The sequence below is a fragment of the Hyphomonas sp. NPDC076881 genome, assembly GCF_050269995.1.
Lineage (GTDB): Bacteria > Pseudomonadota > Alphaproteobacteria > Caulobacterales > Hyphomonadaceae > Hyphomonas.
On the sequence record NZ_JBNNJJ010000001.1, the window covers coordinates 41,572 to 58,882 of the forward strand.

Annotated in this window: 14 protein-coding genes; 5 read left to right on the plus strand and 9 right to left on the minus strand. The window is 62.8% G+C overall.

What is annotated here, in order from left to right:
- Positions 1-42 precede the first annotated feature (42 nt).
- The 5 genes from ACQKI2_RS00195 to ACQKI2_RS00215 all read left to right on the plus strand — a co-directional run bounded on the left by ACQKI2_RS00195 (position 43) and on the right by ACQKI2_RS00215 (position 4,756).
- Entirely contained in the window at positions 43-1,623 is a 1,581-nt protein-coding gene (locus ACQKI2_RS00195) for a cytochrome ubiquinol oxidase subunit I (protein WP_427377731.1), read from the plus strand.
- 12 nt (positions 1,624-1,635) lie between these two features.
- Positions 1,636-2,778 carry a cytochrome d ubiquinol oxidase subunit II gene (cydB, locus tag ACQKI2_RS00200; RefSeq protein WP_427377732.1) on the plus strand — a complete coding sequence of 381 codons (1,143 nt, stop codon included), beginning with the start codon at positions 1,636-1,638 and terminating at the stop codon, positions 2,776-2,778.
- Between the two features lie 12 nt (positions 2,779-2,790).
- A complete protein-coding gene (cydX, locus tag ACQKI2_RS00205; RefSeq protein ID WP_035595576.1) occupies positions 2,791-2,913 on the plus strand; it encodes a cytochrome bd-I oxidase subunit CydX in 123 nt (40 codons plus the stop codon).
- Between the two features lie 123 nt (positions 2,914-3,036).
- Positions 3,037-3,726 (plus strand): hypothetical protein, encoded by a 690-nt coding sequence (locus tag ACQKI2_RS00210; protein ID WP_427377733.1) that lies wholly within the window; start codon positions 3,037-3,039, stop codon positions 3,724-3,726.
- A 241-nt stretch (positions 3,727-3,967) separates the two neighbouring features.
- Positions 3,968-4,756, plus strand: a complete 789-nt coding sequence (locus ACQKI2_RS00215; protein ID WP_427377734.1) for a FadR/GntR family transcriptional regulator — start codon at positions 3,968-3,970, stop codon at positions 4,754-4,756.
- 5 nt (positions 4,757-4,761) lie between these two features.
- Here the strand turns inward: ACQKI2_RS00215 and dld are convergent, their stop codons facing one another.
- From dld to ACQKI2_RS00260, 9 genes are all read right to left on the minus strand, one after another.
- Positions 4,762-6,450 (minus strand): D-lactate dehydrogenase, encoded by a 1,689-nt coding sequence (gene dld / locus ACQKI2_RS00220; RefSeq protein WP_427377735.1) that lies wholly within the window; start codon positions 6,448-6,450, stop codon positions 4,762-4,764.
- A 178-nt stretch (positions 6,451-6,628) separates the two neighbouring features.
- A complete protein-coding gene (locus tag ACQKI2_RS00225; RefSeq protein WP_427377736.1) occupies positions 6,629-9,097 on the minus strand; it encodes a TonB-dependent receptor domain-containing protein in 2,469 nt (822 codons plus the stop codon).
- 214 nt (positions 9,098-9,311) lie between these two features.
- On the minus strand, positions 9,312-10,214 hold the full coding sequence (locus ACQKI2_RS00230; protein WP_427377737.1) for an FAD:protein FMN transferase: 903 nt from the start codon (positions 10,212-10,214) through the stop codon (positions 9,312-9,314).
- Between the two features lie 68 nt (positions 10,215-10,282).
- The gene (locus tag ACQKI2_RS00235; RefSeq protein WP_427377738.1) at positions 10,283-11,098 is read right to left on the minus strand and encodes a DUF4198 domain-containing protein; all 816 of its coding nucleotides are present in this window, start codon (positions 11,096-11,098) and stop codon (positions 10,283-10,285) included.
- Positions 11,099-11,134: 36 nt separating this feature from the next.
- Entirely contained in the window at positions 11,135-11,650 is a 516-nt protein-coding gene (locus ACQKI2_RS00240; protein ID WP_427377739.1) for a DUF2271 domain-containing protein, read from the minus strand.
- Between the two features lie 10 nt (positions 11,651-11,660).
- Positions 11,661-12,227, minus strand: a complete 567-nt coding sequence (locus tag ACQKI2_RS00245; RefSeq protein ID WP_427378032.1) for a PepSY-associated TM helix domain-containing protein — start codon at positions 12,225-12,227, stop codon at positions 11,661-11,663.
- Between the two features lie 302 nt (positions 12,228-12,529).
- Positions 12,530-13,882, minus strand: a complete 1,353-nt coding sequence (locus ACQKI2_RS00250) for an efflux transporter outer membrane subunit (protein WP_427377740.1) — start codon at positions 13,880-13,882, stop codon at positions 12,530-12,532.
- A gap of 4 nt (positions 13,883-13,886) precedes the next feature.
- The gene (locus tag ACQKI2_RS00255) at positions 13,887-15,824 is read right to left on the minus strand and encodes a MacB family efflux pump subunit (protein WP_427377741.1); all 1,938 of its coding nucleotides are present in this window, start codon (positions 15,822-15,824) and stop codon (positions 13,887-13,889) included.
- A 22-nt stretch (positions 15,825-15,846) separates the two neighbouring features.
- Positions 15,847-17,223 carry an efflux RND transporter periplasmic adaptor subunit gene (locus ACQKI2_RS00260; protein WP_427377742.1) on the minus strand — a complete coding sequence of 459 codons (1,377 nt, stop codon included), beginning with the start codon at positions 17,221-17,223 and terminating at the stop codon, positions 15,847-15,849.
- Positions 17,224-17,311 lie beyond the last annotated feature (88 nt).

The window sequence follows — 17,311 nt, forward strand, 5'->3', positions numbered from 1 at the left end:
TGAAATACGCAGCATGACGCTGCACAACAACGGAGCTGGGAAATGCCCGATCTCCTCGTAGCGGACCTGTCACGCTGGCAGTTCGCCCTCACCGCAATGTACCACTTCCTCTTCGTGCCGCTCACCCTCGGCCTCTCGATGATCCTGGTGATCATGGAAGGCGCGTATGTGATGACCGGCAAGGAAGTCTGGAAGCGCATCACCAAATTCTGGGGAACGCTGTTCGGCATCAATTTCGTGCTCGGCGTCGCCACCGGCATCACGATGGAGTTCCAGTTCGGCATGAACTGGTCCTACTATTCCCATTATGTCGGCGACATTTTCGGCGCGCCTCTCGCCATCGAAGGCCTGATGGCCTTCTTTCTGGAGGCCACGCTTGTCGGCCTCATGTTCTTCGGCTGGGACAAGCTCTCCCGCCCGGTTCACTGGCTCGTCACTTTCCTCGTGGCGCTGGGCTCGAACCTCTCGGCGCTCTGGATTCTCGTCGCCAATGGCTGGATGCAGAACCCCGTCGGCTCGGAGTTCAATCCCGAGACGATGCGGATGGAAATCACCAACTTCATGGAAGTGATCTTCAACCCCGTCGCCCAGGCCAAATTCGTCCACACCGTCAGCGCCGGCTATGTCACTGCCTCGGTCTTCGTACTCGGCGTTTCGGCCTGGTATGTGCTGAAGGGGCGCCATCTTGGCCTCGCCAAGCGCTCCATGGCAGTCGCCGCCAGCTTCGGTCTTCTCTCTGCCTTCTCGGTCGTCGTCCTCGGCGATGAAAGCGGCTACGCGCTCACCGATAACCAGAAGATGAAGCTCGCCGCGCTCGAAGCCATGTGGCACACGGAGGAAGCGCCCGCGCCGCTGACGCTGATCGGCATTCCGGACCAGAGAACCCACGAAACCCACTTCGAAGTGAAGTTCCCGTGGATCCTCGGCCTGATCTCCACCCGCTCGCTCGACGGTGAAGTCGAAGGCATCCTGCCGCTCGTCGCTATCGCCGAAAGCCGCATCGAGAATGGTCTCCACGCCTATGAAGCCGTGCAGCGCCTCAACGACAATCCGGAGGATGTCGCTGCCCGCGAAACCTTCGAGCAGACCAAGCAGGATCTCGGCTACGCCCTCCTCCTGCTGCGCTATGTCGATGATCCGCTGACGGCAGACAAGGAAACAATCACCAAGGCCTCCTTCGACACGGTGCCGAATGTGATGATGGCCTTTTTCTCCTTCCGTATCATGGCGGGGCTGGGCTTTCTCTTCATTGGCATCTTTGCGCTCGCCTTCTTCTTCATCAGCATGAAACGCAAGGTGCCCAAATGGTTCCTGCGGGTGGCGATCCTGGCGATCCCGCTGCCCTGGATCGCGGCAGAACTCGGCTGGGTCCTGGCCGAAGTCGGCCGCCAGCCCTGGGTAATCGACGGCGTGCTGCCCACCTTCCTGGGGGTCTCCAGCCTGTCGGCCTCGCAGGTCATCATGACGATGGTCGGCTTCACCCTCCTCTACGGCACACTCGCCGTGATCGAGATCAGCCTCATGCTTCGCGCCATCAAGGCCGGGCCTGGCGGGCGCATCCTCCCCGAGGGTGTGACCAGCGAAGGCCCCACCGGCGGGCGCTCTGTCCAGTTCGACGTCTGAGGGAGAACAACAATGGATATCCCACTCGACTATGCCACTCTGAAAGTCATCTGGTGGGCGCTCGTCGGCATCCTCCTGATCGGCTACGCCCTGACCGACGGGTACGACCTCGGCGTCGCCACCCTGCTGCCCTTCGTCGGCAAGACGGATGCGGAACGCCGCCTCGTGATCAACTCCATCGGCCCGATGTGGGAAGGTCACCAGGTCTGGCTGATCACCGGCGGCGGCGCGCTCTTCGCCGCCTGGCCATTTGTCTATGCGGTCAGCTTCTCGGGCTTTTACCTGGCGATGTTTGTGGTGCTTGCCGCGCTCATCCTGCGTCCGGTCGGCTTCAAATACCGCTCCAAACGTGCCGGCAAAGCTTGGCGGCGCAACTGGGACTGGGCCCTCTTCATCGGCGGTTTCGTCCCGGCGCTGATCTTCGGCGTGGCCCTCGGAAACGTGCTGCAGGGCGTCCCCTTCGACATCGACCGCACCATGCGCGCCACTTATGACGGCGGCCTCTTCGGCCTGCTCAACCCCTTCGCCCTGCTGGCAGGTCTCGCCTCTGTCGCCATGCTGGTGGTTCACGGCGCGTCCTGGCTCGTGGTGAAGCTCGAGCATGGCCCGGTGATGGACCGCGCGGTGAAATATGGCCGCATCGCCGCCCTCGCCGTCATTGTCTTCTATGCGCTCGCCGGCATCTGGCTGTGGCAGTCGGGCATGGGCTACCGCATCGTGTCGGATATCGATCCCCACGGCCAGGCAAACCCGCTGCGCAAGGAAGTCCTCGTTGAGGCAGGCGCCTGGATGGGCAATTACGGAAGGTATCCCTTCCTCATTCTCGCCCCGCTCGCGGGCTTTGGCGGCAGCCTGCTCGCCTTCTGGGCGCTGGGCCGGAAGTCGCCGCTGGCGATGGCGGGCTCGGGCCTCGCCGCCACCGGCATCATTGCCTCGGTCGGTGCCTCGATGTTCCCGTTCATCCTGCCCAGCAGCGTCAATCCCACTGCCAGCCTGACCGTTTGGGACAGCTCATCGAGCCATGTCACGCTGTTCATCATGCTGATCGCCACGGTTATCTTCCTGCCCATCGTGCTGGCTTACACGGCCTGGGTCTTCAAGGTGCTCTGGGGCCGGCTGACGATCGAGGAAGCCACCAGCGAAGGCAAATACTGAGGAGTTTGAACAATGTGGTATTTCACCTGGATTCTCGGCCTCGGCTTCGCGCTGACCTTCGGCATCCTCAACGCGCTCTGGAACGAATTCTCCATGAGTGAGGCGGGCGAAAACGATCTGGAAATCGACCGCTGACGGAAATTTCCGTGGATAGGCGCCCCGCCTATCCACGGGGCTTCTGCCTGCTGCCATCGGGGATCTGGCGGCAAATCACATGCCCTTATCCGCCTGCCTTCAGTAGCGGGCAGACTTTGCGGCATGATCACCAGCCGCCCTTCCTCTGCGCCCCGGCGCCCCCGCACACCCGGTAAGGCCGTGTGGGTCGCGGCGCGCATGGTGCTCCTTATGCTGATGGCAACGGCGGCCTGGGCGCGGCAGATGGCGCCGGGCAAAGCCCGCAACAGCGTCCTGCGCTTTGCCGCCGTGCGCACGCGCTGGCTGGAACATATCTTCCGCTGCCTGCTGATCGTTCTGCGTGCCCGCCCGGCGGCGCCCAAGCCCGCCCCCTTTGTGGTAAGCCACACGCTGCCCGCTGGCGGCCGCACGCGCCGTCCGCGCCGCGCCTCCAAACAGTTTTCACTCAGCCTCTGGAGCCTCGCCCGGGGCTTTGAGCAGGCCGGCAAGGCCGATCCCCTGCTGGAAGCCTGGAAGGCACGCCAGTCCCGCGCGCGCCCTGTGGCCCGCCCCGTGCCAGCGCTTCCCGGCCCCGCCGCCTGTCCGGTTGATCCTGCGGCCCTGCTCGGCGCGCGCCTCGCCGCGCTCAAGGCCGTGCTGGATGATCCTTATCCCCATGCCGCCCGCATGGCGGCCATTCTGAAGGCCGCCGGCCTCTGCGCGCGCCGCCTCAAACCCATGATCCCGAATGGCGAGATCTGGGCGTTCCTCAATCACACCGCCGCCCGGGCGCCTGCCGGTCCATCCTCCGGCCTGCGCGCCGATACATCCTGACGCCGCAGCGCCACCTCTGAAATCAGTTGCATTTACCGGCCACGCCACTCGCGTGATCCGGGCAAAGCTGCTGGCCGCAGCGCCCTTCCACCTTCCCTCGCGCCACCTCTGGCTAAACTCATAGAGTAGTTGACTGGATTAACCATCACAGCGAAAGGACACTGCCAGAACCAAGGGGCGCGCTGTCTCTGCCGGAACGGCGGAAAAAGAGGCGGCGCGGGTTAGAAAGTCTGGACTGGGAATGAAAGCCAAACAGTTAGCAAATGGCCTGGCGGAAGCACCGCAGGCCACCCAGCCGCAAGCGGCCCGGAAGCCGCGCGAAAAGGGCGCCCTGAAGGTTGCCCGCGAAATCGTCCGCCATATCCATGAGGAGCGTATCGCCGCCGGCCAGAAATACCTCTCGGAGGCCGAGGCGCTGGAGAAATACCGTGTCGCCCGCGGCACACTGCGCGAGGCGCTCCGTTATCTCCAGATCCAGGGCGTTCTGGAAATCCGCACAGGCCCCAATGGCGGCCACTTTGTCGCCTGCCCCCATTGGGAAAGCCTCGCCTCCACGATGGCCCTGCTGCTGCAGTTTTCCGGCGCCACCATCGAGTCGCTGATCGAGGCCCGCATCGCGATCGAGCCGGGCATGGCCGCCCTTGCCGCCCAGCGCGCCACCCCGCAGGACATCGCAGAGATGAATGCCCTGCTCGATGCGCTCAGAGCCAATCTTGGCGACTATGATGCCTATTACGAGCTCTATCTGGAATTCTGGGAGCAGATGACGCTTTCCGCCCGCAACCCGCTGTTCCTGTTCCTGATGCCAGCCTTGCGCCGCATCACCTGGACGACTGGCATCCGCCCAAATGAAGCCCAGCGTGAAGCCGCGCTCGATGGCCTCTGCCTCATCCGGGATGCCATCGCAGCGGGCGATGAAGGGCTCGCCACCCAAACCCTGCGCAGCCTGGAAAGGCGATACCTCACAACGATGCGTACGGAATATCCCCGTGAAATCGCGCGGCCCGTCCTCTGGCACGAGCATCGCTGAACGTTTCAGCGCCAGTTCTTGAGGCGGGATGTCTTGCCGATGCCGGGATTGAGCGAGTTGGTGGGATCAAGGTCGCGGTAAAATTCCGCCAGCGCGGGCTTGGCCTCATAGAGATGCCCCACATTATGTTCCGCCGGGCATTCAGCCCCGCGCGCCTCATAATGGCGCAGCATCCCGCGCTTGAAGGCTTCGGCATCTGCGCCCTTCTTCAGGATGAAATCCTGATGAAACACATGGCAGAAATAATGGCCGTATACGAGGGTGCGGTCCACCATCTCTCGAAGGTGATCGGGCAACACATACCACCACACCTTGTCGTTCCGGCGCAGCGCCACGTCGAGCGCCACCAGTCCGCCAGCGGAGTTTCCGCGCAGCAGAGCATACCGGATGGCCGCGCCCGCCGCCACGAAGCGGTGCAGGAAAACCTTCCGCCCCTCGCGCGGGCTGCATTCATTCGCCTCGCCCTTTTCCGGCGGCAGTCTGTCGGCCAGAAGCGCGCGAATGGCATTCACCTGCTCCCCATCCACCCTGACCAGAAGATGATGCTCATAGCGCGCGCCCATCTGGCGGAACCGGTCCGGCAGATGCTGCGGCGCCAGCCGGCTCAGCCATTGCAGCGCCCGGTCGCTGACATGCAATCCGCCAAACCCCATTCGTTCTGCCAAGCCGTCAACCGCCGCCTTCAGCCGGAAAAGCATCGGCAAACGGTCAACGCCCAGCATCCGCACCGCCAGGAAGGTATCCTTCCCATAGAGCTCCGCCATCTGGAACATATCCCGGTGCATGTATTCCGCCGCAATCGGCACCAGCGCCGTATCCTTCAGCATCCGCCGGCGAATGTCGGCCAACACCGTCGGATCGTCCGTTGCCAGATGGAACACCCGGCAGTCCACCGGCTTGGGGAAAGTATCCAGCCGCACAGCAAACACGACAACCCGGCCCGCACTTCCGCTCACGCCCTTGAGGAAACGCGGATCGGCATTGTACCGCGCAGGCGTGGCCGCATCCACTTCGCGCACATGGTCCACATAAGCCTTTGCCGAACAGGCACGCTCATGCATGTCACTCAGCACACGCGCAAAGTTCCCGCGCTCCAGATTCTCAAGCTGTTTCTCCGGGTCCCGGCCCAGTTCGATGCCGAGTTCGTTGACCAGCCGCAGGTCACCTGTCTCGTCGACCCGCGCATAGATTGCCGCCTCGGTATAGGCAGGCCCCCGCCGCACCAGCGCGCCGCCAGAGCTGTTGCAGACCCCGCCCTGCACCGATGCGCCCAGGCAGGATGATCCGATCTCGGAATGCGGCTCCCGGTTCAGCGGCCTTAGTTCCCGCTCCAGTTCGAACAGCGTCGCGCCCGGAAGGCAGACAACCTGCGCCCCGGCATTCAGCATGTGGATGCCCTTCAGCCGCATCGTGTTGATCACCACCACGCCGCGGTCATATACGCCATCGGGGGTAGAGCCGCCCGTCAGCCCGGTATTGGCGGCCTGCATGATGATGATCCGCCCCGCCCGCACACAGGCCCGCGCCGTCCGCCAGAGATCGACCAAGGATCCAGGCAGCACAACCGCAAGCGCCCGCCCCTCTCCGTGCCGGTATCCCATCACAAACCGCCGCATGCCGCGTGCGCCGGTATACACATGCCCGGCGCCGGCAATCGTCTTCAGGTCTCGAATCAGGGCGGCATCTGAAATCATGCCGATTTGGTATCATCAATAATTGTATAGGCATCCACGAGACTGCAAAACTGCAAGTACAATGGCGCCGGATCAGCAGAATTCCCCAGAAAAACAACAGGCACCCGCAATGTGCGGGTGCCTGCCGGGAATTCGGGAATGATGATGCTGGAGAAAGCGAAGCGCTTTCCAGCCTCCTTCAGAAGCTCAGATTGACGCTCACCCAGAAGCTGCGGGCCTTGTCCTTGTTGTTATAGTCGTCCTCGGTCGAGAGGGCCCAGCTGCCATCGCCATTGTCGGTGAAGCTGTACTGGTAGGAGGTGAAATCCTCGTCCAGCAGATTGTTGACGCGCCCGCTTACCGTAACGCGATCATTCAGACGGTACTGCGCGCCCAGATTATAGACGACATAATCCTTGTAGTAGAGATGCTCGCCGGTAACGCTGCTGACGCCACGAAACCGTTTGGACCGCAACTCCGAGGAAAGCTGTGTACTGAACTTGTCGGTGACGCTCCAGTCCAGCGTGGCGTTGGCCATATGCTTGGCCGTGTTGGTCAGCGGTTGGCCGGCATTGGCCCCGCTTTTCTGTTCGCTGTCGGTATAGGTGTAGTTGCCGCGAAGGCTCAGGCTGTCGAGGATCATGTAACGGCCGGCAATCTCCGCGCCTTCGATCACCACCTTGTCGATGTTCACCGTCTTGCTGCTGTTGGCATAGCCGAGATCGGCATAGTCGCCCGTGCTGACACAGCTGAGCGCAAGGCTGCCACCGCAGGGCTGGGACGCGATCTTGTCCTCGAACTCATTGCGGAAGATCGTTGCGTTGAAATTGTGACCGCCTGAATGCTGCCAGTAGACAGCCAGTTCGGTGCTGGTGCTGGTTTCCGGCTTGAGGTCCGGGTTGCCGAATTGCGGCGAAGTGCCCTGGCCGCCAAAGCCGACCACGCCGGCATAAAGCTGCGTCGTTTTCGGCGTTTTGAAACCGGTGCTGACACCGCCCTTCACCGTCAGGCTTGGGGAGGCGGTATAAACGCCATAGAGGCGCGGGCTGACTTGATCGCCGAACACCTCATGATCGTCATAACGCAGGCCGCCCGTGATCGCGAAGGGCGCAATCGGCGTCCAGGTGTCTTCAACGAAGAGCGAATACATATTGTGCTCCTGAACGGCGCCCGCGCGGCCCTGCTCAAGGCCGAACACGCCGTCCGTCAACTCGCCCCGGATGACTTGAGTGCCGACGACGACAATATGCTCCCCTGCGTACTGGAACGGCATGTCGAGCTTGGCATCCAGTGTATATTGCGAGCTTTCCAGCGTCCGCTTCGGGCGCGGCAGGTTGGCAAGAAGCGCCGTATATTGATCTGCCGTCAGATTGGCCTGCATGAAAGCGAGTTTGGCTTCTTCAGACTGATTGTTCCAAGCGTTGACATTGGCAAAGCCGGTGCCCGCGGTCGGGCAGAAACCATTGGCATTCACCGTGCCGCCAGCATTGGCGCAGGCCACGTTCCACAGGCCCTGCAGCGCCTGGCGCTCATCCACGCTGAAAGGCAGTGTACGGCCATTATTGTCCGTTTCGATATAGGCGAGCGAAACTAAACTCTTGCCGAAGCCCCAGCTGCCATTGTGCGTCAGAGACCAGCTGTCGCGCGTAAACTCCTGCGTTTCGGAGTAGCCCGCGCGCGGCTCAATCCGGCCAGTGCTGCCGATGCGGAGCATGGCGCCGTAATCATCCACAGTGCCGAGCGGGTATTCGAGAGCGCCCGAAGAAGTCACGGTTGGCGTATTGTCATAGTCTTGCTTGGAGCCGTCAAAGTCAAAGCTGAGGGTCTGGTTTTCAGCGATCAGCCAGTCGAGCGTGAAGCCATAGCTGATATTGGTATTGTCCACAGTCTTGCCGCCGCCGCCGAAGCCGAGGGATCGGGTCTGAACCACTCCGGCGGGGTCGGTCACGGGCGCGTATTCCGGATTGGAGGCTTCCCGGTTATACCAGCTGCCCCGGCCGCTGAGGTTGAGCTTGCCCGGAACCAAGGGGCCGGAGACGAAGAGATCAGCGGTCGTGTCGTCGCCAAAATCGTCATTCTCCTGGAAGGTGCGGCCAAGGGTGGCCGATCCGCTCCAGCGGTCGAGCGTTTTCTTGGTGATGATGTTGATCACCCCGCCGAGAGCATCAGATCCATAGAGCGTGGACGCCGGACCGCGGATCACTTCGATCCGCTCAATCGTGTCGAGGGGCGGGATATGATTGAACTGGTTCCCGCTAAAGCTGTTTGGATAAATATCGCCATGATTGTTCTGGCGTTTGCCGTCAATCAGGATCAGGGTGTAGTCAGATCCCATACCCCGCATACTGATGGTTTTTTGTCCGGTCTTGTCGGCGGTTTCGCCAACATCCACCCCTTCCAGATCGCGGACGGCGTCGATCAGCGTCATGTAGGGGCGTTCCTTGAGCTCCTCTTCGGTGACGATGCTGATGCTGGCGGGAGCATCGACGAGCTTCTGTTCGAAGCCGGTAGCGGTAACGACGATTTCATTGAGGCGCATCAGGCGTTCGGCGCCTGCGTCGTCCTCGCCGGTCGCAGCTTCTGATTGAGCAATGGCAGTCTGGCCAGAGAGAACGGCGGCGAGGATAGCGCCGCTGAGAACGGCTTTCCGGGCGAGATAGATTTTCATGGCAGACCCCTGCAATTGAGAATTAATCTCAATCTCCCTATAGGGGTGAGGCCGGAGACTCAAGTTTTAATGACTATCATTCGCAATTATTAAGTCAAATGTTTTCAATGTTTTATGGAATATTTTCCGAATTCATGGATCTTTGTCCATTTTGACGCAGGCTGATTGGCACCCGGAAAGCAGTTAGCCGCCCCTTGAAAGGCGCCTCGCCTCTTCAGTCCTGCCAGCGTGCAAGACGGGCTGAAGCGCGTGCGGGGGCGTCGCGGTATTGAGCGAGAACGGCGAGGCCGAGACGGTCTGCCAGGGCAAGGGCGGCCGCATCGCCCATGGCGAAGAGGGCCGTGGCCCAGGCATCTGCCAGAGCGCAGGTTTTGTCGATCACGGAGAGGCTGGCGAGGTCACCGAACCGGCACGCCCGGGACACGGCCGGGACAATATGGGACAGCTTGTGACAATCCCGGACAATCTGCTGGCGATAATCGCCAGACGTGGCCACGCCATGGCCGACCAGAGCGAGCCGCCAGGGCGCCTCCACCGGTGACGGGTTTTCCAGATCGACCCACCAGGGAGAGCGGTCCGGCTTGACGCCCCGGCCCACAAACTCGCCGCCGATCTCGACAAGGTATTGGGTGATGCCGAAGCGCTCCAGCGTGGCGGCCATCTGGTCGACGGCATATCCTTTGGCAACGGCGTTGAGATCGAGCGTCACGCCGCCCGGCTGGTAGAGGCGGGCAGGCTCCGGCAAGAGCTGATCCCAGATGGCGGGGCCATGCGCCCTGCCCTCTTCCCCGGCGCCGATGCCGGCGGGCCCAAAGCCCCGGCGCATCACTTCGCCGCCCAGGCAGGGATCGAGCGCGCCGCCGCTGGCCCGCGCAACGTCCAGCGCAATGACCATGACCTCCGCAAACGGAACGTCGATGGCGAGGCTTTCACCGGGCGCGAGGCGATTGTAGCGGGAGATGAGAGAGGACGGCTCCCATGGGCTCATCGAAGCGATCATGCTGGCAAAGCCGGCCTCAAGCGCGGCCCTGACGGTTTCTTCCGGCAGGCCCGGCGCGGAGCACCAGCTGGCCGACCAGTTCGTGCCCATCGTCTGGCCCTGAAGGCGCAGGCCCATAAATGCATCCGGCCGCGGCGTAATATCGCCGCGGCCGAAATCGTCTGGGATCAGGAGGCGAACCTCACTCAAAGAGGCAGAGCCTCGAAGGTGAAGACGTAGCTGGAGCGGACCTGGATTTCCTTGCCGTTCAGCATGCCCTTGCTTTCGCTGTCGGTGCTGAGCCAGTAGGCACCCGCTTCTTCCGGCGTGAATTTGATCGTGCCGGTGGCGTCGGTGGTGAGTTTGAGGCCGTCCTCGGAATTGCGGTAACGGTCACTCCCCCGGATGATGTCGACCTCGATGCCCGCAGCCGGCTTGCCATCCATAACCAGCTGGAAAGTCACTTCCTCGCCGGCGAACACATCGTTGGGGTGGGTGACCGGCTTCAGTTCAAGGCCGGTGCCTTCGGTGGCGAAAACTGTGGTGGTGGGTGAGCCGAGGGTCACGAAGGTTTCGATGCGGCGCACATTGCCGGACACCTGAACACCGGGCTTGGCTTCGATGCCTTCGGATTTCAGCGTCTCGGCATTGCCGCGCCAGCGCTTGCGCTCGCCGCCCTCTTCCCAGCTGGCCATGTAGCCGGCGCCGCCGGAGGAGATACGGTAGGTGCCTTCCTTTTCCAGCGCCACATCGAACACCGAGCGGTATTTGCCCGATGCCTTGTTCTGCGCTTCCACCGCTTTGCCATCCGGGCCGATCACGGTGACCGTATCGAGGTTCATCGCGTGGTGGTTGGGATAGAAGAGGTTGTTGGAGATGGCGCCATCCACCGTAACCCACTGGTTCTCGCCGGAGAGCGTGAAGGACGACGGCAGCATCCAGGCGCGGTGGGCGCTGGCAGAGCCGGCAATGGTGAGTGCCAAGGCGGCAACGGCGCAGGCTTTGAGAAAGGTCGGTTTCATTTCGTGACTCCCATGATGATGTTGCCCGGCTGGGCGCTATTTGCCCGCAAGGCGGAGGGTAACTTTACCGAGTTCGCGCTCGCCCGTGGCAGTCTGGGCAGCGCCTTTCAGCGGCCAGGTGAACGGCACGCTGACGAGTTCACGGCCACCGACTTCGCGAGCGGCCTCCACGACAAGCTGGTAGTTTCCGGGTTTCAGCTCTCCGAAGGGGCCTTTGTCCGTTGGCAGAACGATTTCGTGGGTGCCTGGCGCCTTGGTGGGGCCGGACACGCCGTCGATCGGCATGGAAAGCTCGCGGCCCGTGCGGCGCCACCACTGGCGGATGTCCTTCAGCCAGGTTTCTCCCTTGCCCTCACCGGTTTCGCCGGCCTGATACCAGACCGCGATATTGGAGACGACGGAGTGATCGGGATTGGCAATCCAGATGGCGACATAGGGGCGGTGATATTCGGCCACATCAAGGCGGGGAATGCCGACTTCGATGGAGACATCCTCCGCCATCGCCTGCCCCGTGAGCAGGGAAAGACCGGCAATTGTCAGAACTGCACGCATACAGAGCACCTCATATGTGAAGGAAGAAGAGAAGGATGACGACGGGAATGGCGAGCCCGCCCAGAACGAGCGGCCATGTGGACCCGCGCCGCTGGGAATGGATCTGGAGAAGCCAGAGGCCCGTCATGCAGAAAACGATACAGGCGGCGGCAAAGACATCGAGGAACAGCGACCAGATGGCCCCGGCACTGCGCCCCTTGTGCAGGTCGTTCAGATAGGAGATCGGACCGCGGGAGGTGACTTCGTAGAGCACGTCGCCGGTTTCCCGGTCGATGCTGAGCCAGGCATCACCGCCGGGGCGCGGCAGGCTGACATAGACATCTATATCGGTCCATTCGCCCTTCTTGCCGGAGAGATCGGCGCCGATCTGGCGGCGGATTTCGGCGGCGGCCTCACCAGGCACGGCAGCGCCGTCCGCGATTTCGATCTCAGGTAAAAGCGCAGCGAGGGCCGCCTCGGAGAGGACCATTTCCATCTCCTCCACCTTCGGTTTGGCGGGGATCTGGTGGGCATGGTTGAGGGTGATGCCGGTGAGCGCAAACAGCAACATGCCGATGAGGCAGATGGCGCCCGACATCCAGTGCCAGGTGCGCGCCTGCCGCTTCCAGAATGCATAGGTGGACCACTTCTCCAGATGGCGGAGAGGCGATTTGCTCCAGGCGGAGGAAGAGCGTGCGGCGGCAAAAATCTGTTTCAATGCGAAAGGCCCGAACCCTTGGTGATCCGAGACAGCCACTGCCCGAGTTTATGCGCAATTGCAAGTCATTCTCATGTGCAAAATTGCATTTGTGCAAGGTGTCGCAGGAGATTTTAAGGGATCGCCACCCCGCCCGTTCAGGCATCCGTCCAGCCCGCACCTTCCGGTCGCGGAGTTGGCGGTCAGTAGCCGCCGCCCACCGCGACATAGAGGTTGATGGCCGCTGTCAGACGATCGAGCCGGCCGAGGACATAGGTGTTGGCTGCATCGAAATAGTTCTGCTGAGCGTTCAGGAGGCTGGTGAGATCGCCTGTGCCTGCCTGATACTGGATTTCAGCAGCCCGCAACGCTTCCTGGGCCGCATCCCGGGCGATGAGAAGCTGTTCCTCCCGCGCGGCATTGGCATCAATCGCCTTGAGGCTGACATCGACATCGCGCAGCGCGTTGAGGATCGACTGGCGATAAGCAGCGATCTGACCTTCGCGGCGGGCCTGCGCGCTTTCAAGCTGGGCATCAAGGCGGCCGCCGGAGAAGATCGTCTGCGCGACGGAGGCCGACAGCGAACCGATAAGATTGGTGCCGCCGGTCAGCGCGGTGGAGAGCCCTGCCCCGAGATCGATACTGGGAAAGAAGGCCGCGCGGGCGGCGTCAATGTCGGCATTGGCGGCGCGCAGGCTGGCTTCGGCCTGCATCAGATCTGGCCGGCGCAGCAGCAGGTCTGACGGCATGCCCGGATCGGCCGTGGGCAAATCAATGGCCAGCACATCGGCCTGCGGCGCAGTATAGCCCTGCGGCACGCGGCCGAGGAGGATGGCAAGGGCAGTTTCCTGGCTGGTGATCTGGGATTCAAGCTGCGGGATGCGCGCGCGGGCATTGGCCAGCTGGGCCGACTGGCTGGACACATCAAAGCCGGAGATCGTGCCGGCCTCGTACCGCACCCGGACGATCTCGAAGATGCGTTCGGAGATTTCGAGGTTGCGCCGGGCGACGGCGAGCTGTTCGCGGGCAGACAGCAGGTTAAACCAACCGGCGGCGACATCTGACTGTACCGTCAATTCCAGAGAGCGCTGGGAGAAGATGGCGGCATCAAGGTTGGCCAGCGCGGCATTGCGGCTGGCGGCATTGGCCCCGAACAGGTCGAGCTGGTAGCTGGCCGAGAGGCGGGCGCTGGCGTCCACATCATCGAGGCCTGCCTCGGTGTCGCTGCTGGAGGAGAGACTGCCGCTGGCCTGCGGGAGGAAGGCGGCGTTGGCCGTCTTCAGCGATGCGCGGGAGGCATCGACATTCGCCAGGCCCTGGGCCAGCGAATTGTTGGCCGCGAGCGCCTCGGTGATGAGGGCGTCGAGATCAGCGGAGTTGAAGCCTGCCCACCAGGCTTGCTCGGGCGCGCTGAGGGCGGCGATTTCGGCGGCATAGTCATAGCCATCGGGCAAGGTAATGCCGGCATCCGTGGCGGTTTCCCGCTGGATGGGGTTGATGCTGGCGCAGCCTGCCAGGGTGAGCGCGGAGGCGGAGATGAGCAGTGTACGGATCATGAAACTACTCCGAAGCGAGCGCGGCGACGGGGTCGAGGCGCGATGCCTTGCGGGCTGGCAGGAGGCCGAAGACAAGGCCGGTGCCGAGCGCCGAGCTGAAGGCGAGGATGGCAGGAAGCGGGGTGACGGCGACGCTCATGCCGGACTGGGCCAGGATGAAGACAATGCCGAAGCCGATGGCGACGCCAGCGATGCCGCCGAGGCCGCCGACGACGAGAGATTCCACGATGAACTGGGTGAGGATGTCTGACCGCCGCGCGCCGGTGGCCATGCGCACGCCGATCTCACGGGTGCGTTCGGACACGCTGACCAGCATGATGTTCATCACACCGATGCCCCCGACCAGAAGAGAGATGGCCGCGACAGAGCCGAGCAGGATGGAGAAGGAGTTCTGCGTTTCCTCGACCGAAGCGAGGATGGAGGCGGTGTTGCGGATCTGGAAATCTTCCGTGCCGTGACGGGCAAGCAGGAGCGCCTGCGCTTCGGCTTCCGTTTCGGCGATGCGCTTCGTATCATCCACGGCAATGGTGATCGAGGAGAGGTAACTCTGACCGAAAAGGCGCATCATGCCTGTGGTGATGGGGATCAGGGCGATATCATCCTGATCCTGGCCCCAGGAGGAGGCGCCTTTGGATTCGAGGATGCCGGCAACTTCGAACGGCGCGCCGCTGAGAAACACATATTGGCCAACGGCGCTCTCGATGTCATCGAAGAGGTTGCCGGCGGTGGTGGTGCCGAGGACGACAACGCCCATGCGGCGGTCAACATCTTCCTTCTCGAAGAAGGTGCCATAGAGCATGTCGCGGTTCTGGGCGATGGGCCAACTTTCCGAAACGCCCTCAATGGAGCTGGAATAGTCCTTTCCCCCATTGCGGAGGGTGGCGCTGCTGGAGCGCGAGGGCACAGTGGCGAGGATGTTGTCGAGTTCGCCGAGGGCCTGGGCGTCTTCCAGTGTCAGCGTGGCGATCGCCCCGCCCCGCATCCGCGTGCCGGGGGCGCCGGGTCGGACGAAGAGAAGATTTGGCCCCATGGACTCAAACCGCGCCATCACGTCTGCGCGGCTACCCTCCCCGATGGCCAGCATGGCGACCACGGCCGAAACACCGATCACCACGCCAAGCAGCGTGAGCGCGGTGCGGAAGAGATTGGCCCGCAATGAGCGGAACGCCATCTTGACCGACTCCACCACCTGGGCGAGCGGCGACGGACCTTTGCGGTCATAGCGATACTGGGGCGCTTCTTCGGCAACTGCCTGGTGGTTGCCGGTGTCGGAGACGATCTTGCCATCGCGGATTTCGATCACGCGCTTGGCGCGGGCGGCGACATTTTGATCGTGGGTGATCAGGATAATGGTGCGGCCGGAGGCGTGGAGGTCTTCGAGCAGATTCAGCAGATCATTACTGGAGCCGGAATCGAGGGCGCCTGTAGGCTCGTCCGCGAGGATCACTTCAGCATCATTGACCAGCGCGCGGGCGACGGCGACGCGCTGCTGCTGGCCCCCGGAAAGCTGGCCGGGTTTGTGGTGGATCCGGTCACCGAGGCCGAGCTTGGCGAGGAGACCTGCAGCCTTCTCCCGGCGCTCAGAGAGCTTGAGCCCTGCATAGACGGCGGGGATTTCCACATTCTCCGATGCAGTGACGCTGGCGAGCAGATTGTAGCGCTGGAAGATGAAGCCGAAAGTCTGGCGGCGCAGGGCCGCGAGACGATCCGGATCAAGATCAGAGACATTCTGCCCACGGATTGAATAAACGCCGGTGGTCGGCCGGTCGAGACAGCCGAGCATGTTCATCAGCGTCGATTTGCCGGAGCCGGATTGGCCGACGATGGCGACGAACTCGCCTGTCTCTATGGTCAGCGACACGCCGTCCAATGCGCGGACTTCGGTATCACCGGACCCGTAATAGCGGGTCACATCTTTCAGTTCGATCAGAGGTGGGGTCATGACGATACCTGCTACCTGGCGCTTACATGCGGCCCGGCGGCGGCCCCATCGGCCCCTGTTGCATGCGTTGCTGCGTCTGGGCGGTTGTGGCCGGGGCCTTGGCCGACACCTCTCCGGTAACGACGGTTTGTCCCGGCTCCAGCCCGAAGAGGACTTCTGCCTGGGTGCGCGTCTTCAGGCCGATGAGTACGGGACGCGGACGCGGCGTGCCATCTGCCGCCATGACGAGGACAGTGGCGACCTCGGCATCGGGATAGGCCTTGCGCGCTTCCATGAAGGCGCGGCGCTGGCTGTCATCCTGCGGCGGGCCACCGGCGCGCTCGCTGGCTTCAGCCTGCATCATGCCTCCGCCGGTACGGCCTTCCCCTGCCCCGCCTTCGGCGCGTTCGCGGCCACCTTCACGGTTCTGCCCCTGCGGGCGCTGGCCGCGCTGGGGAGCAGACTGCAACGCGGTTACCGGCACGAGCACGGCATCCTTGACAGAGCCGGTGATGAAGAAGACCTGAGCGGTCATCTCCGGCTTCAGCAGATTGTCCGGATTGGCGATGTCGAGCATCGCCTTGTAGAGGACCACGTCGTTCAGAACTTCCGGCGTGGGGAGGATTTGACGCACCGAGGTTTCCCAGCGGCGGGTGGAATCCCCCAGCGTCGAGAACCAGGCCGCCTGCCCCGGCTTCACGCGCAGGACATCGGCTTCGGACACATCGGTTTCGACCGTCATGATCGTGAGGTCAGCCAGCGTCAGGATGGTAGGTGCGGTCTGGTTGGCGTTGAGTGTCTGGCCTTCCACCGCTTCCAGAGACACGACCGTGCCGGAAATCGGGGCGTAGATATTGGTGAACTCCAGCGTGGCCTGCTGGGCGCGCAGGGTGGAACTCTGGCGCGTGATTTGGGCATTGATGGCCTCGAGCCCGCCGATAGCGATGGTGTATTCGGCCTGGGCATTTTCGAAATCAGCGCGGGCGATGGCATCATTCTCGAACAGCATCTTCGCGCGATCTGCATTGGCCTTTGAAAGCTCCAGGGAGGCCTGCTGCTGCCGGCGGCTGGCCTGCAGTTCCAGAAGCTGGGCCTGGCTGCCTTCCACATTCGTCTCGGCGATGGTGGCATCGATGCGCGCCAGAAGCTGGCCCTGCTCAACAAGATCGCCTGCTTCCACGAGCAGTTCAGTCAGCTGGCCGGACACCTGCGCGCCAACGTCGACGGTGTCCTTCGGGGCGACCTTGCCGGCAGAGGAGATCGACACCTCAATATCACCCCGGGTGACCTCTGCGGTCTGGTACTCGGGGGCTTTCTCACCGCCCCAGATGACCTGCCAGGCCAGCCATGCGGCCAGCACGGCCACAGCGGCAATAATAATCCAGGTCCAGCGGGCTTTCAGCAGATGGGTCTTTGACATGGAGGCTCAGCTTCAAATGATTTCTATGGGCTTGAACGCAGGCCCGGCGGTATTCCGTCGCGCATAACTGCAAGAAGTCTGCTGTTGT